16 protein-coding genes and 1 riboswitch are annotated in these 20,189 nt (G+C 46.9%); of the genes, 10 read left to right on the forward strand and 6 right to left on the reverse strand.

Going from position 1 to position 20,189, the window contains the following annotated elements:
* The first annotated feature begins 31 nt into the window (after window positions 1–31).
* Both BW952_RS10445 and BW952_RS10450 read left to right on the forward strand, forming a co-directional pair.
* Window positions 32–1,054: an STAS domain-containing protein gene (locus BW952_RS10445; protein ID WP_045851916.1), complete on the forward strand. Its 1,023-nt coding sequence runs from the start codon at window positions 32–34 to the stop codon at window positions 1,052–1,054.
* Window positions 1,055–1,148: 94 nt separating this feature from the next.
* Window positions 1,149–2,468, forward strand: a complete 1,320-nt coding sequence (locus BW952_RS10450; RefSeq protein ID WP_045851917.1) for a hemolysin family protein — start codon at window positions 1,149–1,151, stop codon at window positions 2,466–2,468.
* A 719-nt stretch (window positions 2,469–3,187) separates the two neighbouring features.
* Here BW952_RS10450 and BW952_RS10455 read toward each other — a convergent pair.
* The 4 genes from BW952_RS10455 to BW952_RS10470 form a co-directional block, all read right to left on the reverse strand.
* Complete coding sequence (locus BW952_RS10455) at window positions 3,188–3,637, reverse strand: C40 family peptidase (protein ID WP_414735832.1); 450 nt, start codon at window positions 3,635–3,637, stop codon at window positions 3,188–3,190.
* 155 nt (window positions 3,638–3,792) lie between these two features.
* Window positions 3,793–5,970 carry a GDYXXLXY domain-containing protein gene (locus BW952_RS10460; RefSeq protein ID WP_045852113.1) on the reverse strand — a complete coding sequence of 726 codons (2,178 nt, stop codon included), beginning with the start codon at window positions 5,968–5,970 and terminating at the stop codon, window positions 3,793–3,795.
* A gap of 27 nt (window positions 5,971–5,997) precedes the next feature.
* Window positions 5,998–6,702, reverse strand: a complete 705-nt coding sequence (locus BW952_RS10465; RefSeq protein ID WP_094031966.1) for a tryptophan-rich sensory protein — start codon at window positions 6,700–6,702, stop codon at window positions 5,998–6,000.
* 191 nt (window positions 6,703–6,893) lie between these two features.
* Window positions 6,894–9,086, reverse strand: coding sequence for a DNA topoisomerase III (locus BW952_RS10470; RefSeq protein WP_045852115.1), 2,193 nt, complete (start codon window positions 9,084–9,086; stop codon window positions 6,894–6,896).
* Window positions 9,087–9,335: 249 nt separating this feature from the next.
* On the opposite strand from BW952_RS10470, the gene metA reads away from it, so the two are divergent.
* Window positions 9,336–10,244 carry a homoserine O-acetyltransferase MetA gene (gene metA, locus BW952_RS10475; protein WP_045852116.1) on the forward strand — a complete coding sequence of 303 codons (909 nt, stop codon included), beginning with the start codon at window positions 9,336–9,338 and terminating at the stop codon, window positions 10,242–10,244.
* A 263-nt stretch (window positions 10,245–10,507) separates the two neighbouring features.
* Here the strand turns inward: metA and BW952_RS10480 are convergent, their stop codons facing one another.
* Window positions 10,508–11,284 carry a carbon-nitrogen family hydrolase gene (locus BW952_RS10480; protein ID WP_045852162.1) on the reverse strand — a complete coding sequence of 259 codons (777 nt, stop codon included), beginning with the start codon at window positions 11,282–11,284 and terminating at the stop codon, window positions 10,508–10,510.
* A 101-nt stretch (window positions 11,285–11,385) separates the two neighbouring features.
* Window positions 11,386–11,488, forward strand: a riboswitch (SAM riboswitch).
* A 73-nt stretch (window positions 11,489–11,561) separates the two neighbouring features.
* On the opposite strand from BW952_RS10480, the gene BW952_RS10485 reads away from it, so the two are divergent.
* From BW952_RS10485 to pabC, 4 genes are read left to right on the forward strand one after another with little or no spacing between them, the layout of a single operon-like run.
* Window positions 11,562–12,074: a class I SAM-dependent methyltransferase gene (locus BW952_RS10485; protein ID WP_045852117.1), complete on the forward strand. Its 513-nt coding sequence runs from the start codon at window positions 11,562–11,564 to the stop codon at window positions 12,072–12,074.
* A gap of 38 nt (window positions 12,075–12,112) precedes the next feature.
* Window positions 12,113–13,516 (forward strand): anthranilate synthase component I family protein, encoded by a 1,404-nt coding sequence (locus tag BW952_RS10490; protein WP_045852163.1) that lies wholly within the window; start codon window positions 12,113–12,115, stop codon window positions 13,514–13,516.
* Window positions 13,513–14,103, forward strand: a complete 591-nt coding sequence (gene pabA, locus BW952_RS10495; RefSeq protein ID WP_045852118.1) for an aminodeoxychorismate/anthranilate synthase component II — start codon at window positions 13,513–13,515, stop codon at window positions 14,101–14,103. Before BW952_RS10490 ends, pabA begins: the two co-directional genes overlap by 4 nt.
* Window positions 14,088–14,924, forward strand: coding sequence for an aminodeoxychorismate lyase (gene pabC, locus BW952_RS10500; protein ID WP_045852119.1), 837 nt, complete (start codon window positions 14,088–14,090; stop codon window positions 14,922–14,924). The genes pabA and pabC overlap by 16 nt, the downstream gene beginning before the upstream one ends.
* Here the strand turns inward: pabC and BW952_RS10505 are convergent.
* Complete coding sequence (locus tag BW952_RS10505; RefSeq protein WP_045852120.1) at window positions 14,893–15,228, reverse strand: YflT domain-containing protein; 336 nt, start codon at window positions 15,226–15,228, stop codon at window positions 14,893–14,895. The two genes, pabC and BW952_RS10505, sit on opposite strands and share 32 nt — an antisense overlap.
* Before the next feature lie 114 nt (window positions 15,229–15,342).
* On the opposite strand from BW952_RS10505, the gene BW952_RS10510 reads away from it, so the two are divergent.
* The 3 genes from BW952_RS10510 (at window position 15,343) to BW952_RS10520 (ending at window position 20,089) form a co-directional block, all read left to right on the forward strand.
* Window positions 15,343–16,872 (forward strand): response regulator transcription factor, encoded by a 1,530-nt coding sequence (locus BW952_RS10510; protein ID WP_045852121.1) that lies wholly within the window; start codon window positions 15,343–15,345, stop codon window positions 16,870–16,872.
* 15 nt (window positions 16,873–16,887) lie between these two features.
* Complete coding sequence (locus BW952_RS10515; RefSeq protein WP_045852122.1) at window positions 16,888–18,660, forward strand: sensor histidine kinase; 1,773 nt, start codon at window positions 16,888–16,890, stop codon at window positions 18,658–18,660.
* Window positions 18,661–18,802: 142 nt separating this feature from the next.
* On the forward strand, window positions 18,803–20,089 hold the full coding sequence (locus tag BW952_RS10520; RefSeq protein ID WP_045852123.1) for an ABC transporter substrate-binding protein: 1,287 nt from the start codon (window positions 18,803–18,805) through the stop codon (window positions 20,087–20,089).
* Window positions 20,090–20,189: the final 100 nt, after the last annotated feature.

A 20,189-nucleotide genomic window follows, 5' to 3' on the forward strand; every position in this document is an offset into this window, starting at 1 on the left:
GGAACATGAGGAAATTCGGGAGGGATTATGGATGCAGGAAAAGCAGGAAATAAAAGTGAGCGGCACGACGCTTCAATGGGAACGGTCAAGCGGCTCCTTTCAATTTGAAGGCGCAGACGTAGTGCTGTTTTGGACGAAAACGGCGCTGAAAACCTTTATCGATACCATTGAGGAAGTAACGGGCTCGGAATCGGTGCGTGTCGTAATGGAAACGGCCGGCTACCGGACGGGCAAGATTGTCAGCACCTTTTACAAAGAAAGCGGACAGGAGAATGAGCTGATTTTGTCGTTTTTGCCGGATATTTATGCGGCAGCAGGGTGGGGCGCTACGGAGTTTAAAAAGCTTTGCTTAAACGAGCGCCGTGCCGTTTTGTCGATTCGAAATGACTGGGAAAGCAAGGTCGTTCAGGCGCAGGGCAAAAAAAGCGCCGGCACATTTTTGGGCGGGCACTGGGCAGGGCTGTTCAGCGGTCTTCTCGGAGAAACGATCTGGTACAAGGTCACGGAATATTCATCGACAGAAAACGAATCCTATAAAGAAATCGAGCTGTATCCGTCGCCGATGACGCCTGCCGAAAATGTACGGGAGCATATTCAGACACAGGAGCAGCAAACGATCACACAGCTTGAAGCGATGGTTGAAAACCGGACGCTTGAGCTCCGGAAAATGATCCGTGAGCTGTCGTCGCCAGTCATTCCAGTGCTGGACGGCATTCTCGTCACCCCGGTCATGGGGCGGTTTGATCAGGAGCGTGCTGATGATTTCACCGAAAAAGCACTTCAAGCGATTGTGGAGAATAAAGCGACGATGCTTATTCTTGATGTGACCGGTATTAAAGCGATGAATAATTTGATTGTCAGCATGCTTGAAAAGGTGACGCAGTCTGTCCAATTGATCGGCGCTGTGCCGATTGTAGCCGGTATCTCGCCCGAGCTTGGGCTGGAAATGACGAAAAAAGGCATTAACTTAACAGACTTGAAATGCTTTGCAACGCTGAAGCATGCGGTTCATTATGCGGTTGCCTGTGAAGGAATGCAGATAATCGAAAAATAGATTGAATAGTTGCTGAGAAAATGGGTATAGAAAATAATCTACTTATTGCCCTGGGAGGTGAAGGAAAAAACAGCCTGTCTGTTTTTTCCGAAATTTGATAGCTGTTAATTTGTTGTTATTTGCTTTATTAATTGTTTTAACCGGCTTTTTTGTCGCGACAGAGTTTGCCATCATCCGTGTGCGTCAGTCGCGCATTAATCAGCTTGTTGAAGAAGGCAATAAGCGTGCAATTGCGGCGCAGAAGGTCACATCCAACTTAGATGAATATTTGTCTGCCTGTCAGTTAGGCATTACGATCACGGCACTCGGACTCGGTTGGCTCGGTGAACCGACTGTCGAAAAAATTCTTCATCCTGTGTTTGAGCGGTTTGAGCTGGGCGAATCGGTTTCCACGGTTTTGTCGTTTGCGATCGCTTTTTCCGTTGTGACGTTTCTTCACGTCGTTGTTGGAGAGCTCGCACCGAAAACCGTTGCGATTCAAAAAGCAGAATGGGTCACGTTAACGTTTTCGCCGCTTATCATTATTTTTGATAAAATCATGTACCCGTTTATTAAAATATTGAACGGGTCTGCCCGCGGTCTTGTCGGTCTGTTTGGCTTAAAGCCCGCATCCGAGCATGAAATGGCCCATTCGGAAGAAGAGCTGCGCATTATTTTGTCAGAGAGCTTTAAAAGCGGTGAAATCAACCAGTCTGAATATAAGTATGTGGACCGCATTTTTGAATTTGACGAGCGTGTGGCCAAGGAAATTATGGTGCCTCGCACGGACATGATCACACTGTCAAAGGATTTGACGTGGGAGGAAATCACCTCAATCCTTGAGATCGAAAAATATACGCGCTATCCGGTGGATGATGGCGATAAAGACAATATCCTCGGCATGGTCAACATGAAGGAGCTGCTGTCGTATTATTTAAACGGTGACAGCGACCGAAGCCGTCCGCTTGAAGAGTTCGTCAAGCCGGTTATCCGTGTGATTGAAACGATACCGATTCATGACCTCCTGTTGAAAATGCAAAAAGAGCGAATTCATATGGCGGTGTTAATGGATGAGTACGGCGGAACATCCGGGCTGGTGACGGTTGAAGACATTTTAGAAGAAATTGTCGGAGAGATTCGTGATGAATTTGACACGGATGAAAAACCGGAAGTTCAAAAGCTTGGTGAAAAGCATTACTTGCTGAATGCCCGCCTTTTGATCTCTGAGGTCAATGATTTGCTCGGCACAGATCTGTCTGACGACGAAGTGGATACGCTTGGCGGCTGGGCACTCACCGAAAACATCGATGTGAAGCTTGGCGATTCGATTGAGCGAGACGGCTATGCCTTCATTATCCGCGATGCGGACGGACATCACATTCATGCGATCGAAGTGAAAAAAGCCAGACCGAGAGAAGAAGGATCAGCTGAATAAAAAAGCCCTCTGCAGCTGCAGAGGGTCTTCTTTCATGTTGTTGAAAAAATGGAAATCAGCTGGAAAATTCCTTTTTCGAAGCTAATGTGCTTGCGCGAACACAGTCCGGGCGGCTTCTGCAGAACTGCGCGTTCCTGGGGGCGGGCGGTGAGCTAACTTTTGCCGCTGCCGCGTCAAAAGTGGATCTCACCTAACCCGCTTGATCCCCAAGGAGTCTTCGTCCTGCGCCAGCCGCCCTTAGTGGGGAGGAAAGGCCGCTGGTAAAACCCAAAAAAGAGCAAGATAGTCGAGAAATAATAAACTATTCTGCCCTTCATATGCAAAGTGAAGCTTTTATTCATCAGTCGTTCGCTAGTCTTTGAAAACAAGCCGTTTTAAAGCATTTTAGTCTCCTGGTTTTATTAGAACCATAACGGGCGCAGGGAGGCCGGCGAAGCTCCCGCTGGACGAGCGGACAGGGTGAAACAGCCACGGTTTTTGGGCTGGTTCAGCGTTCGCCCAGCAGGAAAGCGGAGCCGGCAGCCCGGAGCCCCTGTTTGTGCTTTTCTAGAAATAAAGCCTATTCCTTGCTAAGAAAAAAAGAGAGCAATCTCGAAAAAACATCTGGTTTCTCTTGACATGTTTGTTTTTCAACAGCAATAAAAGCCCTCTGCAGCTGCAGAGGGTCTTTTTTCGCTAAAAATGCCCCCGGCTGAACGAATCAGACGAAGGCACTTGGGTTAGTTTAATGTTTTAGAGCCGATGTAACGCTTGCTCCAGTAGGAATTGGATGTTTTATCAATTGTCACGCCTTTTGATGATGAAGCGTGAATAAATTGGTTGTTACCGAGATAAATGCCGACGTGTGAAGCACCTTTTTTATACGTAGAGAAAAACATCAGATCGCCCGGCTCCATGTTCGCTTTTGACACAGCTGTTCCTTTTTTATACATTTCAGCTGCAGTGCGGGGAAGGGAATAGCCCGTTTCCTTGTGTGCATACTGGATAAAGCCTGAGCAGTCAAAACCTGCTGGTGTTGTGCCGCCCCATTTGTAAGGCGTGCCGATATGTTCTTTTGCTTCTTTAATTGTTGCATCGGCAGAATACGCTGCCGCCGTTTCCTGTGCCGGCAATAGGCCGCCGAACAGCATGAAACAAATACTGAAGATTGTGAATAATCCTTTTTTCAATGTAGTCCCTCCGGTCTGATTAGCCGCTGCTAAACGGTGCAATCTAGTTAAGTTGATGTAAATATATCAGAAAAAAGAAGCTTGTGAGTTACGGTTTCATGTAATTCGTATTACAATTTCATAACAAAAACCGCCCGGGGCATGCCCGGACGGCTTTAGCGCAGTGTTTCAAGTATGGCATCGCCATTTTCGGCGATGCGGACGATCGCATGGGTTTTATTTTCCCATTCAGCCCCTGTATTTTCCGGGATAAAGAAGTGCTCAATCCCGAGAGTCAAGTCTCCATAACGGCCATTCCCTTTTATAACAATTCCTTCTCCGTCGCCTGAAGGAACAAAGCGGTCGGCCTGATAAACAGGAATTTGTTTTCCATTGTATTCAACCGTTTTGGCCGACGGGGTCAGAACAACATCAATTTTTCCTTCTGGCGGATCAGCAGATTCATCAAATTGGTCATCATAGTCATCTTGAATGCCGTAGCCCAGCTGAACGTAATCGCCTTGAATGAGCGACCTTGGATCAACAGGCGCCAGCTCCAGTGCAGCGATTTCCCCGTTTTTTAACAGCTGCTCCTTCTGCCAGGCGGTGAAAAGGATAAAGGCCGTTTGAAGGATGAGGACAGCTGCAAAAATACGCACGCTCCATTTTTTCACGGAAACCGGCTGCGTATGCTTTCTTCCCCAGATAAACCATATCGAAAAAAACAACAGGCTGATCAGAAAGAACGTAAGGGATTTATGAAGCAGCAGCCAGGCGTATTCGTAATATTTCCAGACGAAAAAGCCGATAAATGCCGCCCATACAGGTATCCGGTAAAGCCTCGTTTCAAGAGCAGGCTTGAAAAGATGCCAGAAAATATAAGCAAGGAAAACGGCATGCAGCAGGAGCGAATCCCAGCCTTTTTCTGTCAAAGAATACAGCATAAACAGGAGTGAAAGCCAGAATGCCGCAAGCCCGACCGGCTGGTGTTTAAACGATAAAAACACAACCGCATTGCCGACCGCCGCTGAAAATAATACCCACGTACTCACGGAAAGGGGAACATCGCTTTCATACAGCAGCCGGATGATCCCATATAAAAGAGCACCGTTGGCAGCGACATAATACAGCATCGATTCTGTCTTTTTAAACAGAATACCTGTTAGGACAATAAGCGGTACAGCCATCACGAAGGCTGGCCATACCTGCTCCCATTTCGAGACGATAAAAGCAAACGCGTAGACGAGCCCTGTAATTTGCAGCGTCATTCGGACAACAAGCCAGGACTCTTTTTTTACAGCGAGCCCCGTTCCGATGCAGAGAATAGACAAAACGAGGAAGCTCGTCGTGAAATCACCGCTGAAGCCAAGAATCATGCCGACAAACGAGCTGAGCGAAAAAACAGCAATCAGCGTGCCGATAAACGCGAGGGCGCCGGTGAAAAACGCTACTGTATACCGTTTCCATTTCCCGTCATGCCCTTCACCTGAAGATGCAATTTTCCGCAGCCCGAGGATGCTGAATGCAAACAGAAGCAGCAGCATTGGAAAGCCGGCATAAAAGATGAACTCTCCAATGATTTGGAATGTGGCATAGAATACATTGGGCACCGCATATAATCCGAAAAACAATAAATGCACAGCCAGTTCAAAGGGGTGGCTTTTTTGAGCAGCCACAAATGCTTTCCAAAATAAAATAATAAAGGCGATATACGCAAGGTGAAGCAGAAGGAAAACAATAGTGAAATCTGTTTCATTTGCCAGTACGTCATAAAGCATATGCGTGTTCAGTAAAAACACGGCACAGGACTGAATGATAACGAGAGAAACGAATGAAAGCTTTTCTTCATCAAGCCAGCGCCAAAAAAGATAGATGAGTCCATGCAGGACAATGGCTCCCATATAAATAAGAAGCTGATCGCCGTCACGATAATTTGGGAAAGTACCGGTCGGATAAAGCTTTAGCCAAAACGTCAGCTCAAACAGCCCGAATGACAGCCAGTACAGCGGACGATATCGCATGAAAAGAGCGAGAAAAAGAGCGGGAACGAGTGTCACTAGAAATAAAACATATGAATCAGCATGAGAATTGTACATCTGGCCGACAAGCCCGACCGAAACCGCAAAAGCAACGACAGAAAGGAAAAGCCACCAGTTGCTCAAATAGCTGAACGTGCGGCTTCGGCGGTACAGAAGGGAGGCGGCTCCGCATATAATCAGGATGGACAGGCTCAGCGCAATTTTCACCGGGCGATCAAAGCCGGGCCAGTTGGATGCGAAAAAGTACACGATGGCGGCGATGAAAAAAATAAGGCCAATCAAGTACGGAATGTCGCCTCTTTTTTGGGCAATCATAGGAAAAACCTCCTTTTCTTCAGTATACTACCTTTTCAGAAAAGAAGAGAACAGAACAATAACCGCAGCTGCGACCGCCATGTAGGAAACGATCGGTTCGCCAGTCCAGTTGCGCACAGCGATGCCGATCAGTGCCCAGACAAAAACGAGCGGATATACCCGGTCGTGATGTGAAAAGCGGAATGATATGGCTAAAACAGCTGCTACAACGATAAGAAGAATAGTCCAGGCAAAAGCGGAGATGCCGAAGCCAGTCCAATTGTAGTGGGTTAATGTATAGCTGATGTTGGCGATAACCGCGACACTGACCCAGCCGAGGTAGACAGAAAAAGGAAACCGGTCCCAAAACTCAAAGCGCTGACGTTCAATTCTTTTGTACAGCACAATCAGGGACAGAAGCAGCCCGATAATGACGGCCACGCTTGAAGCGAAAAATTCATAATGCCACAACACAATCCAGGTGATGTTGAGCAGGCAGCTGACTAAAAAAGGGACATGAGTATCTTTGTAAAGAATAGTCGTTCCTTTATTAAAGCCGCGCAGCACCCAAACCGCCAGCAAAAAATAAATCAGCCCCCAGATGGAAAACACATAGCCAGCCGGTGTAAACAGCACATTCAGCTTATCGGAAATCTCCCCGGTCGTCTGGCCGTTAAACGGAACAATATTGGCCAGAGCATTCACTGCCACGACGGCAATTAAAGCCAGCAGGTTCAACCAAAACAGTTTCAAAAAAATCGCCTCCTTTTTCTTTCTTTTCCCCATTAAGGATATGCACTAACGCCTGTCCTTTTTCATGATATTATTTCAATATATTTTTTATGTAATGCAGGGCAAAAAAGAAAAGCCGAACGAGTGCGATTTTTTCGCAGTTCATTCGACTTTTCTCCGGTTTAACCCTTGTTATTCCAGCCACCTAAGCATTAGTTGTCGAGCTTTAATCCTTTTAATGCTTCAGCCAGTGCATTGTTTAATGGTTCTTCTTGCTTTTCCTGCTGCTTTAAATACTTTTGAACAGACCGTTTATCAACTTTACCGCCGGATTCCTTTTTACGGCGTGCTTCAAAGGAAGATAACTTTTCCCGGTAGCCGCATTTGCATGTGAAGATCTGGCCGGCACCTTCACCGCGAAGTTCCATTTTCTTTTTGCATTGAGGACACCGGGCGTTGGTGACACGCGCTACGTTTTTGCGGTGGCCGCACTCACGGTCCTGGCAGACGAGCATTTTTCCTTTTTTCCCGTTTACTTCAAGCATCGGCTTGCCGCAGTCCGGACACGACTTCGTGGAGATATTGTCATGCTTGTATTTTTTATCGCTTGATTTAATTTCCGCCACGATTTTTTTCGTGTAGTTTTTCATTTCAGAAAGAAAAACGTCTTTTTTCAGCTTGCCGCTGGCGATGGCTTCGAGTTTTTGCTCCCACTCAGCAGTGAGGAGGGGCGATTTTAATTCCTCCGGCACGAGATCCAGCAGCTGGCGGCCTTTTGAAGTAATATGAATATCCTTGCCGCGCTTTTCAATTAAAAACGAGTTGAATAACTTGTCAATAATATCCGCACGTGTGGCCACTGTGCCAAGGCCCCCTGTTGATTTCAGCGTTGCGGCAAGCTGCTTGTTCCGCGTGTCCATATACTTGGTCGGGTTTTCCATAGCCGAAAGCAGCGTGGCCTCATTAAAGCGTGCAGGGGGCTTTGTTTGGCCAGAAGTTTGTGTAATGAGCTTGATTTCTAATTGGTCGCCCTTCTCAATGCGAGGCAAAAGCTGTTCTTTTACGTCGTTTTCAGCTTCATCGTCTTCATAGCGGTTTTCATACGCTTCTTTCCAGCCGTTTGATAAAACGGTTTTTCCTCTCGCCACAAAGCTTTCCTGGCCGATCTTTGCCTGAAGCGTTAATTGCTCATATTCAAATGCCGGAAGCAGCACCGCTAAAAAGCGTTTGATGACCAGGTCGTAAATTTTTCGTTCTTTGTCTGTAAAAGCGGACACATTCACATAATCCTCAGTTGGAATAATGGCGTGATGGTCTGACACTTTGCTGTCGTCAACAAACGATTTCGATGCCTTGATCGGCTTCATGGCAATTTTATTGGCCAGTGAACGATACTCACCCATTCCACACGCTTTCAGCCGCTCTGGAAGCGTTTCGACGATATCAGAAGAAAGAAAGCGTGAATCGGTACGAGGGTACGTTAACACTTTATGCTGTTCGTATAATTTTTGCATAATATTCAGCGTTTCCTTCGCGGAATACCCAAACATTTTATTGGCATCACGCTGAAGTTCTGTTAAATCATACAAGCCAGGGGCAAATGATTTTTTTCTTTTCTTATCAATATCCGTTACAACAGCATGATCCTGTCCGAGCTTTTTCACGAGGCTGTAAATTTTTTCTTTTTCAAAGCTGCGGCTGTTGCCTTTCGTGTCCTGCCAGGTCAGCTTCAAATGATCGGCTGTTTGTGCTTCAATGCCGTAATATGTCTGTGCTTTAAACTGTTTAATTTCTTCCTCGCGCTGCGCAATAATGGCGACAGTAGGTGTCTGCACCCGGCCGCAATTCAGCTGTGCGTTAAAGCGTGTAGTCAGAGCGCGCGTGGCGTTCAAGCCGATATACCAGTCTGCTTCTGACCGCGCCACGGCGGATGAATATAAATTTTCGTATGCCTTGCCGGGCTTTAAATGGGCGAAGCCGTCCCGAATCGCTTTATCCGTAACAGATGAAATCCACAATCGCTTAATCGGCTTGTTTACTTTTGCTTTTTCAATAATCCATCTGGCAACGAGCTCTCCCTCGCGCCCTGCATCCGTCGCGACGATAATTTCATTTACGTCGCTTCGGATCAGCTGGCTTTTTACCGAATTGAACTGCTTCCCGGTTTGCTTCATGACTACGAGCTTCATGCGCTCTGGCAGCATCGGAAGATCTTCAAGGTTCCACGTTTTGTATTTTTGATCGTACGCCTCTGGATCGGCCAGCGTGACAAGGTGACCGAGTGCCCACGTGACGATATAGTTGTCTCCTTCTAAAAATCCGTTGCCTTTTTTTGTGCATTTCAACACATTTGCAATATCGCGTGCAACAGACGGTTTTTCAGCAATTACTACACTTTTTGCCATTTATTCGAACTCCTTTACTGACTGATGTATCGTCTAATATATCATAGTTGAAATAGGAATAATGAGTAGAGGATTTAATTTTGGCACGATCAGTCGTGTTCAATCTGATCCTTAAACGAAGCATATTATAATAGTTTGGTCTGAAGATTGTTATTGGAAAATAATGATTAGGAACGGTTGTTTTTTTTCAGAAAAGGTGTCTATAATTATCTGACAAAGACCTATACCGTTTTGAAAGGGAGGAAGAAAATGCCGATTACTATACCGCATCAGCTGCCTGCACGCGAAGTGCTGGAAAAAGAAAATATTTTCGTGATGGACGCGAACCGGGCCCGAATGCAGGATATCCGCCCGCTGAATATTTTAATCTTGAATCTGATGCCGGAAAAAGAAAAAACGGAAGCTCATCTGTTGAGGCTGCTTGGAAACACACCCTTGCAGGTGAATGTTTCGTTTTTATATACAGCAACGTATGAAGCGAGAAATGTAAGTAAATCTCATCTTGAGCAATTTTACATTACGCTTGATGAAGCGAAAAGCCGCCGCTACGATGGATTAATTATTACAGGCGCGCCGATTGAGCTGATGGATTTTGAACAAGTGAATTACTGGCCGGAGCTTCAGGACATTATGAACTGGGCGAAAACAAATGTAACGTCCACGCTTCACATTTGCTGGGGCGCACAGGCGGCACTGTACCACCATTACGGCATCGGCAAGTATGAACTGCCAAAAAAATGCTCCGGCGTATTCAAGCATACGATCACGGATCCGACGATTAAGCTCCTTCGCGGCTTTGACGATGAATTTTACTCGCCGGTTTCACGCTATACGGATGTGAGCAAGGAAGCGGTCGAAAGCCATGAGGATTTAATTTTGCTGGCATCGTCTCCGGAAGCGGGCCCGCTGCTCATGATGTCAAAGGACGCGCGGAACATTATGATTACCGGACACCTGGAATATGATGCGACTACTCTTTTAGAAGAATATGAACGTGACTGTGCGAAGGGCGTGGACATTTCAGTGCCGGAAAATTATTTTCCAGACAACGATCCATCAAAGCGCCCGCCGAACCGCTGGCGGTCACATGCCCATCTGCTTTATTCCAACTGGCTGAATTATTATGTGTACCAGGAAACACCGTACGAATGGAATTGAAAGCGAAAGACCGCTCATGTGCAGTAAGCTCTTGCAGCCAGCAAAGCTTCCTGGCTCATACGGGATAAAAACAAGCGCCTCCTCTACGGGGGCGCTTGTTTCTTGTGTCATTTCTTCGCTAAAGCCGATATCTGTTCCTTAGCGCTGATATGTGCATGACTAACGCCGGTATTTGAATATACCGGCGTTAGCCCCCACTTTATCAGCGGTATGAGGAATATATCGGCGCTGCAGAAAATATACCGGCGATACGCGGCCGCTTTTTAGTAAAAAGTCGGTCTTCTGTCTTCGAATACAGGAATGCGCTGGCGAATCTCGTCAATCGCATCAAAGTCGATGTCACCGGCAAGCAGCTCTTCGGCTTCGCCTGCTTCTGCGATCACCTCGCCCCACGGCCCGATGATCAGCGAGTGGCCGGCGAATACGTTATCCGGGTCAGCGCCGGACCGGTTGCAGGCAACAACGTAGGATTGGTTTTCAATGGCCCGGGCGATGAGAAGCGTCCGCCAGTGGTCGAGGCGGGCAAGCGGCCATTCCGCCGGCACGAATAAAACACGGGCACCGTTCAGCACGTGCTTTCTAAACCATTCAGGGAAGCGGATGTCGTAGCAAATAAACCCGGCCATTATCTCACCGTCCAGCTCAAACAATCCATCCGTGTCACCGTCAATCAAATATTTTTCTTCGTTCATGAGGCGGAACAAGTGGAGCTTGCTGTATTCATGAACAATGTGCCCGTCCTTGTCCACAATGATCATCGTGTTTTTCACTCCGTCACCGGTATCATTGGCAACTGAGCCGCCGACGATGTGCATGCGGTGTTTCTTGGCTTGCTCTGACAAAAAGTCCTTTGCCCGTTCTGCGCCCTTGTCGGCGAGAACGTCCAGTCTCGTTAAATCATAGCCGGTTGTCCAAAGCTCGGGCAGCACCGCAAGCTCGCAGCCAGACTCACTTGCTTTTGCCAGCCAAACTGCTGCTTTCTCGTAATTCGCTTGAGGATCACCAAAGGCAATATCTATTTGCAGGCATGCTAGTTTCATATTGTCAGCTCCATCTTCTTTTTTCAAAAATTGTAACACGGTTGACAGTGAAAATGAAACGTGGCATAATCCTCTTTAACAACAAACGGACAATTTCATACAACTTATCAAGAGCAGGTGGAGGGACAAGCCCGATGATACCCGGCAACCGACCTATTTATAGGCACGGTGCTAATTCTTGCAGCGACAGCTGAGAGATAAGAAGATTTTACCAAAGGCCTTTCTTCTTATTTTGTGAAGAAAGGTCTTTTTTATTTTCTAAAAGGGAGGCGTCGAGATGACGATTATTGAAAAAACAAACAAACCATTAAAGATTGAACAGGGAAATTTATTCGCAACGATTCACCCGCAGCAGGGCGAGCGCGTCATGGTGATCGGCGGCTCCGATATCTTGACGGCCCGCTGTTCGGATGCCGGTGCTTCTGTTTGGCCGGTTATCTCCTTTAATCAAGTACAGCAGGATGAATTTGATACAGTGGCGGCGCCGCTTTCGATTCATTCTTATGCAGACGGCGCACAGTGGGCATCAAAGGCTTACGATGCGCTGAAAAAAGACGGTCGCTTTGTTGCCGACTTTGCAGAAGCGGAATCACTGCCATCTGCTGTTGACTTTCCGTATGCAGAATCGCTTGCCGGCTATTGGGAGCGCCTGAAAGCGGCCGGGTTTTCCACCATCCTGTTTCAGCAGCTGTCCGTGACCTCTGCGAAGGAAGCAGTTCTGAACGGATGGACAGAGCTTGTTTCCTCGAAATACCCTGTAAAGGTCAACCGGTTTATCGCTGTGAAATAACGTTTTTCCATTTTCAAATGGGCGGCCGCCGTATTATGATGGGATGGACAACATCCGAAAGGTGGCACCATGTGAACATTTTTTATCGAAAAACCCCATATACGAAAGAGCAATTTTTCCACCAATATACTGCACTGTCGAAACAGGAAACACACCATGCCTTTTTAGAAAGCGGCCGGGGAGGGCGGTACAGCTTCGCGGGCATCCAGCCTGCGGCCATTGCTGTTTCAACGGAGGAAGGGCTGCTGTTCAACGAAAATGGTCAAGAAGTGTTGGTGAAAGGAAATCCAATTCACGCGCTTGTTTCCATCATAAACGAACGGCATGTATCAAAGCAGCCGGACTTGCCGGACTTTCAAGGAGGAGCGGTCGGCTGGATCAGCTACGATTACGTCCGCTTTATCGAGCAGCTGCCTGAATTGGCTGTGGATGATATTCAGCTCCCGAACGTTTTCTTTTTGTTTTTCAATAAGTGGGCAGCGTTTGATCATGAAACAAATGAATTGTATGTAATGATGCTGGCGGATAGAGAAGAGGGGCTCGATGACTGGCTGAAGGAATGGCAAAAACCGGCTGATCCAGTTCAGTGGCATTCTGGCCATGCGGCAGATCAGCTCGATGTCTCGTTTCCGGAAGAATCCTTCAAGGAAGCAGTAGACAGCATTCGCGAATACATCGCAGCAGGGGATGTGTTTCAAGTGAACCTGTCCGTTCGCCGCGCCCGTCCGCTCGCTGTGCCGCCTCTGTCTGTATATGCGACTCTGCGAGAGCTGAATCCATCTCCTTACATGGCGTACATTCAAACGCCGGACTTCCAGGTCGTATCCGGATCGCCGGAGCTGCTTGTGAAAAAAGATGGCTTGAATCTGTCAACACGGCCGATCGCCGGCACTCGTTCAAGGGGGAAAAACGATGCCGAAGACGAGCGGCTGGCGAAAGAGTTGATTGATAATGAAAAAGAGCGGGCCGAGCATGTGATGCTTGTGGACCTCGAACGAAACGACCTTGGCCGTGTGTCGCGCTATGGAACGGTTCATGTGGATGAGTTTATGGTGATTGAGAAATATTCACATGTTATGCACATTGTGTCGAACGTACGCGGAGAGCTGGCGGATGGAAAAACAAATGCCGATGTGATTGATGCGGTATTTCCAGGCGGCACGATTACCGGAGCGCCGAAAGTCCGGACGATGGAAATTATTGAAGAGCTTGAGCCGGTGCGGCGCGGCCTATACACAGGCTCAATCGGATGGATTGGCTACAACGGCGATATGGAGCTGAATATTGTCATCCGGACGATGCTGAGCTGTGGCGGCTATGGCTACGTGCAGGCCGGGGCGGGCATTGTGATTGATTCCAGACCCGAATATGAATACAAGGAATCGCTGAAAAAAGCGGCCGCTATGTTAAAGGCGATGGAAATCGCGGAGGAACAAGCATGATTTTAATGATTGATAATTATGATTCATTTACGTATAATCTCGTGCAATATTTGGGCGAACTCGGAGAAGAGCTGGTCGTACGGCGCAACGATGAGATTTCCGTTGCGGAGATTGAGCAACTAAACCCGGGCTTTGTGATGATCAGCCCGGGACCGTGCACGCCGAACGAAGCCGGCATCAGCTTGGAAGCCGTGGAAAAGCTGGCCGGCCGTATTCCGATTTTCGGTGTCTGCCTCGGACAGCAGTCGATTGCGCAGAGCTTTGGCGGAGACGTCATTCGCGCGGAACGGTTAATGCACGGAAAAACGTCGCCGGTTTTTCATGATGGAAAAACAATCTTTAAACATATCCCGAGCCCATTCCAGGCAACCCGCTATCATTCACTGATCGTGAAAAAAGAAACACTGCCGGACTGCTTTGAGGTGTCGGCCTGGACCGAAGAAGGAGAAATTATGGCTATTCGCCATAAGGAGCTTGCAGTAGAAGCGGTCCAGTTTCATCCGGAGTCCATCATGACGGAATATGGGAAAGAAATGCTGCAAAACTTTATCGATTTGAACAGAGGCTCATCATGTACGCCTTTATAAATGGAGAAATAAAGCGCAACAACGACGTGCTGATTTCGCCCTTTGACCACGGTTTTTTATATGGTGTCGGTGTATTCGAAACATTTCGGACCTACGAGGGTAAGGTGTTTTTGCTGGAGGAGCATGTCAACCGGCTGAATGCGGCCCTTCGCGAGCTGAACATTGACCTGCATGTAACGGGAAGGGAAGTCGAGAACATAGTAGCTCGACTGGATGAAGCCAATGGCTGGGCCAACAGCTACATCCGGTTTAACGTATCTGCAGGTGAGGGAGAAATCGGGCTTCAAACGGCGCCCTACAAGCAGCCGAATGTCATCGTCTTTCAAAAGCCGCTGCAGCCGGCAGGGAAAATAAGTGAAAAAAGCGGGATCTGGCTCGAAACGAGGCGCACTCGTCCGGAAGGCGCTTTTCGTTTGAAATCACACCATTACTTAAATAATATTTTCGGCAAGCGGGAAGTGGGGGAGGATCCTTTAACAGAAGGGTTGTTTTTAACGGAAGACGGGTTTGTCGCTGAAGGCGTGGTGTCCAATCTGTTTTGGGTAAAGGGACGTACGGTCTACACGCCATCGCTTGACACTGGTATTTTAAATGGAGTCACGCGCCTGTTTGTGATCGAGCTCGCCCGTTCTGCAGGGTTTCATGTGAACGAAGGCTTGTTTACTCCGGCTGAAGCAGAAGCAGCGGATGAGGTATTTGTGACCAATTCGATTCAGGAAATTGTGCCGCTTTCTTCCTTAAACGAAAAACCGTTTCCCGGTCAACGAGGGGAAACGGCCCAGTTCTTTTTTAAACAGTATCGGGAGGCTGTTCGTCAGTGACGAGCAGCACTTTTTCTTTTGAGAGCGCATCGTGATACTTTTCTGCCTCTTCCTCGGATAAGCCAAAATCGATCAACGCCTCCTTCACCGGCTTTTCCCGTGTGAAAATGGACTTCACCTTTTCCTTCATCGACGGTCCGGCCGTTTCGACGTTTGCTTCCGTCCGGTTTTGGATGGTCAAGTACACATCCGCATCTTTCGTTAGAGCAGTCATGCTAGCCGGGTTATAGCCGGCCACTTTTAAATCCTCTATTTTTCTAATCACATCAATTTCTCCGTCGAACAAGCCTAATACATGCTTCATAATGAGCCCCCTGCTGTTTTAGTTTCACTCTTCCCTTTGCGGCCGTTTCAAAAACCTGATGGCGAAGAAACCCGACTTCCCGATATAATAGAAAGAAAAAAAGGAGTGCCAGCCATGACAGGGGAATTATGCAGAGTGCTGATTGTCGATGATGAGCTTTTAATCCGGCAGGGAATCAAGCACTACATGCAATGGGAAAAAGAAGGATTCACCATTGTGGGTGAAGCGTCAAACGGACGGGAAGCCTTATCCTTAATTGACGATGTTCACCCTCATATTGTGATGACAGACATTGTCATGCCGGTGATGGATGGCGAAGAGCTGACCAAAATGATCCGCACCGCCCATCCGGACATACAAGTCATTGTTTTAAGCAGCTTTGGTGAGTTTGATTACGTGAGATCCACCTTTCAGCAAGGTGTGACCGATTATATTTTAAAGCCGAAGCTAGAAGGAGAGCTGCTGTTGAAAGCGCTGCAAAACGCGGCGGATAAAATCCCTTCCTTTCAGCTTGTGAAAAAGGGTCAAAGCGAGGAGGCTTCCGCAGCGTCGTATTTAAAAAAATGGATGGACGGCTTTGGAGATGATATGCCGGAGGAAAAAGTCAAACGTCTTTTTCCACATGCCGCTTTTTTTGTGATGAGTGTCAGAATGAACCAGAAGGAAGAGAAAAGACGGTATGTAAAAGAAGACATCGAAAAGCAGCTGAAGCAAAGTCTTCCAGATGCAGATTGTTATCCGCTTTCCTTTCAAGGGGAATATGCCAGTTTTTTCATTAATATGGACGTCACGCAGCAGCAGCCGCTTTTACAGCTTGCTCAAAAAATAGCGCGTGCTTCAACGGAGCTGTCGGTTTCAATTAGTGAACCATTTTTTGAAGCGAGAAACGTGAAGGACGTGTTCGACCAGGAAAAAGAGTATTTAAAGCAGTATACCTTTTATTTTCCGGATCAATTTTTCTTTTACCGGGAGATGCTTCCTGTCATTCAATCAGATGCACCGCCGTTCGACATGGCTGTATGCGCAGAGAAGATCAAGCGCGGGCAATGGGATGAGGCGTTTGCAGAAATCATGCTTCATGTTGACCATCTGTCCCAAAACTACCTGTATGACATTCAGGAATTCAAGCGGTTTTTAAGCAATGTTGTGTTTAACGTGACCCTCCTTGCAGAAGCTGCAACCGAAAAAGGCGCAAAATTCAGTAAAGACAAGTATGCGTACTTTGCGGCGATTGACCGGGCTGACCGGGCAGATGAAGCTGTCGGGCAGCTGACTGGCTTTTTGGAAGAAGTTCAAAAGACGCGCCAGCCTGTGGACCAGACCGATCCGGGAATCAAAAAAATTATGGACTATATCGACCAGCACTACAGCGATCCGTTGACACTGACAGATGTAGCTAATCATTTTCATTTTAATCCTTCCTATCTGTCCACTTATTTCGGCCACCATAACAGCGAAGGATTCAGCGGCTATTTGACAAAAATTCGCATTGAAAAAGCAGTGGAGCTGCTGCAGCAGCGGCACATTTCAATTTCCGCCATCAGCGGAGAAGTCGGCTACGCGGATCACAGCTACTTCTGCAAGGTGTTTAAAAAAATAAAAGGCATGTCGCCGAGCAGCTACCGCAAGCAATTTTTTCTGTGAGAAATGAGGAAACCGATGGGGCGCATGATTGAAAAATTTAACGATCACGGATTATTTATCAAAATGTTTCTTGTGATGGTCGTGAGTATTATTGCTGTGTCTGTTACGATCACGTACAGCACCATCCGAATGTCGGAGCGGCTGTTTATGGATACGTTCAGCATTACAAATACAAAAGTCATTCATCAAGTAAAGTCTAATTTTGAAACATTCAGCAATTCAGTGGCAACGGCTGCGAATGAGGTGCAGCAAAGCGGGACCATTAAAAATTATCTGTCTCAGGGAGACACTACTTCACTGGAAATGGCCAAGCTGTACTACAATACGCACGTTCAAATGGACCGTGCCCATCTCAATGTAGATGATTATGAGCTGAGCATGATGGTGACAGGGGTGAACGGACGAAGCTTTTCAACAGATCGTGCGAATTGGGTTGCCGATGAGGAGCAAATTGCCGCACTGGACCTGACGAAAAACACGCTTGAGGAACCGAGAAAGCTTTTATACCAGCTTGATACGGAAAACGGGGCACCGATGATTGTGGTGACAAAAGCGTTAATTGAACGGACAACAGACAGTATTTACGGGGCTTTTTATTTATCGATCCGGGAAAGTGAATTCAAGCGGTTTTATTCAAGCTTTACAAGTGAAGGAAATGACCTATTGATTATGAAAGCAGATGGATCGGTTCTTTCCAGCAATCGCGCAGATATGATCGGGGATGCTGCTCCAGAGCTTTTAAACGAAGCCGCTGAGATTGAAGAGGAAGGCATCGATTTCAGAGAAATAGAGTGGCAGGACACACGCCAGATTATGCTGGCCGAGCATTTGCCGGCGCTCGATATGTACGTGGTGAATTTAATTGACCAAGAGGTTGTGATGGACAATTTAATTAACACAAAAACAGTCGTGGCAAGCAGCTTTCTGATTGTTTTGGCAGCGGTGTCGATTGTGTTTTTAATATCGAGAAGAATGACCAAATCGCTGTCTCAGCTTGTGAGGGAAATTTCTGCGTTGTCAAAAAACAACTTTGATCAGTATGTGACGGCAACCGGAAGCTTTGAAACGAAGCAGCTGGCGTATGCCTTTAATGATATGCTCGATGAATTGCATAACTATGTAGAAGAGCTGATTCAAACACAGAAAAAGCAGCGGAATGCCGAACTGGCTGCCCTGCAGCGTCAAATCAACCCGCATTTTTTGTATAACACGCTCACGTCCGTGAAGATTATGGTCCAGCAGGGCAATAAGGAAAAAGCGGCAGATACCGTGAATGCGCTAATCTCTCTCCTGCAGAATGCAGTCGGCAATGTGCATGAAACGATGACCGTTCAAGCGGAAATTGACAACTTAAAAAGCTATGTGTTTATCAACCAGGTGCGCTACGGCGAACGGATTCAGGTCAGTTATTTTATCGCGCCTGACTGTGAAGAGCTGCATGTACCGAAGCTTATTATCCAGCCTTTTATTGAAAATGCGTTTTTTCACGCCTTTAATCAGAAAACAGACGGGTTTATTCATATTATTATTTTCAAAGAAGAAAACACGCTCGTTTGTGAAATTATTGATAACGGGGACGGTATGCAGATCGACAGCCGCCATGCGCTTCCGGATTCACGCAGAAACCGCCAGCTTTTCAGCGGAATCGGTGTCCGCAATGTGCATGAACGCATTAAGCTTCTGTACGGCAGCGAGTTTGGCGTGCATATTTCAAGCAATCCAGGAGAAGGAACCCACATTCGAATCACTCTGCCAATTATTTCATCTAACAATAATCCGAAAATCTAAAAATAATACAAATGATAAACAGAAAAATGAAATTGTTCTGAAAATAGTTCTATTCTTTCATAAAGATCGTTCTAACGGTCTTTTTTTTCGTGATGGTAAGATAAAGATGTAGATGAAGCGCTTACAAAAAGGGGGATATACAGTGAAAAAGATGATGATGCTATTGATGGCCAGCGTATTATTTCTGGCAGCCTGCTCCGGATCGGATTCGGCAGACGGCGGTGGCGGTTCAGAACAGGACAGCAACAAAGTAACCATTTGGGCATGGGATCCAAACTTTAACATTGCAGCGTTGAACATGGCCAAGGAAATGTATGAAAAAGAAAATCCGGATGTTGAAATTGAAATTGTTGAAAATGCACAGGCCGATATCGTTCAAAAGCTGAACACAGGGCTTAGCTCGGGAACGTCAAAAGGTCTTCCTTCTATTGTTCTTATTGAAGATTATCGCGCACAAAGCTTTTTGCAAGCGTATCCAGACGCATTCCACGATATGTCAGATTCGTTTAACGTAGACGATTTTGCTGAATACAAAATTGCGCCAACGAGCTTTGATGGCAAGCAGTACGGTCTTCCATTCGATTCAGGTGTAACCGGCCTTTACGTACGGACAGACTACTTGGAAGAAGCGGGCTATACGCTTGAGGATTTACAAGGCATTGACTGGAACGAATACATTGAAATTGGGAAAAAAGTAAAAGAAGCAACAGGCAAAGATATGATCACACTTGATCCAAATGATCTTGGCTTGATCCGCTTGATGATTCAAACAGCGGGTGCATGGTATATGGAAGAAGATGGTGTAACACCTGCGCTGGCTGGAAACGAAGCGCTGAAGCAAGCGTTTGAAGCATACAAAGGAATGATGGATGCGGACATCGTGAAGCCGAATTCCGATTGGAGCCAGTTTGTCGCTAACTTTAACAGCGGCGATGTAGCATCTGTACCGACTGGAAACTGGATTACACCGTCTGTTAAAGCGGAAGCATCACAATCCGGTAAATGGGCCGTTGCGCCAATTCCGAAGCTTTCTGTAGAAGGTGCAGTTAATGCATCCAACCTTGGCGGCAGCTCATGGTACGTATTAAACGGCGACAGCTCTGAAGCAGCAGCTGATTTCTTAGGAAAAACATTCGGCTCGAATGCGGATCTGTATCAGCAGCTTGTGACAGAAATCGGCGCGATCGGCACATACAAGCCGGCATCAGGCGGCGAAGCGTATGAAAAAGCAGATGAGTTCTTCGGCGGACAAAAAATTATTTCAGACTTCGCTGGCTGGACAGAAGAGATTCAAGGATTAAATTACGGGATGCACACATATGCCATTGAAGATATTATGATCGTTGAAATGCAAAACTATCTGAATGGCAAAAGCATTGACGACGTGCTGAATGATGCACAGGCGCAAGCAGAAGCACAGCTGAAATAAGACAAAAAAACATCCCTGTCCGAACGTTCGGGGATGTTTTTTCTTTTCAACGAAGTGAGGAGTGAACAAAATGAGCAGCAAAACAAAAACGGCCACAATC

The sequence above is a fragment of the Domibacillus enclensis genome, assembly GCF_900156125.1.
Lineage (GTDB): Bacteria > Bacillota > Bacilli > Bacillales > Domibacillaceae > Domibacillus > Domibacillus enclensis.

What these genes read in the sequence shown, in the direction of transcription:
- BW952_RS10485 (WP_045852117.1), top strand. Translation starts at nt 11,562, where the DNA reads ATGACGATTATTGAAAAAACAAACAAACCATTAAAGATTGAACAGGGA.
- BW952_RS10510 (WP_045852121.1), top strand. Translation starts at nt 15,343, where the DNA reads ATGACAGGGGAATTATGCAGAGTGCTGATTGTCGATGATGAGCTTTTA.
- BW952_RS10445 (WP_045851916.1), top strand. Translation starts at nt 32, where the DNA reads ATGCAGGAAAAGCAGGAAATAAAAGTGAGCGGCACGACGCTTCAATGG.
- pabC (WP_045852119.1), top strand. Translation starts at nt 14,088, where the DNA reads ATGTACGCCTTTATAAATGGAGAAATAAAGCGCAACAACGACGTGCTG.
- BW952_RS10460 (WP_045852113.1), bottom strand. Translation starts at nt 5,970, where the DNA reads ATGATTGCCCAAAAAAGAGGCGACATTCCGTACTTGATTGGCCTTATT.
- BW952_RS10505 (WP_045852120.1), bottom strand. Translation starts at nt 15,228, where the DNA reads ATGAAGCATGTATTAGGCTTGTTCGACGGAGAAATTGATGTGATTAGA.
- BW952_RS10480 (WP_045852162.1), bottom strand. Translation starts at nt 11,284, where the DNA reads ATGAAACTAGCATGCCTGCAAATAGATATTGCCTTTGGTGATCCTCAA.
- BW952_RS10490 (WP_045852163.1), top strand. Translation starts at nt 12,113, where the DNA reads ATGGGATGGACAACATCCGAAAGGTGGCACCATGTGAACATTTTTTAT.
- BW952_RS10470 (WP_045852115.1), bottom strand. Translation starts at nt 9,086, where the DNA reads ATGGCAAAAAGTGTAGTAATTGCTGAAAAACCGTCTGTTGCACGCGAT.
- pabA (WP_045852118.1), top strand. Translation starts at nt 13,513, where the DNA reads ATGATTTTAATGATTGATAATTATGATTCATTTACGTATAATCTCGTG.
- metA (WP_045852116.1), top strand. Translation starts at nt 9,336, where the DNA reads ATGCCGATTACTATACCGCATCAGCTGCCTGCACGCGAAGTGCTGGAA.
- BW952_RS10515 (WP_045852122.1), top strand. Translation starts at nt 16,888, where the DNA reads ATGGGGCGCATGATTGAAAAATTTAACGATCACGGATTATTTATCAAA.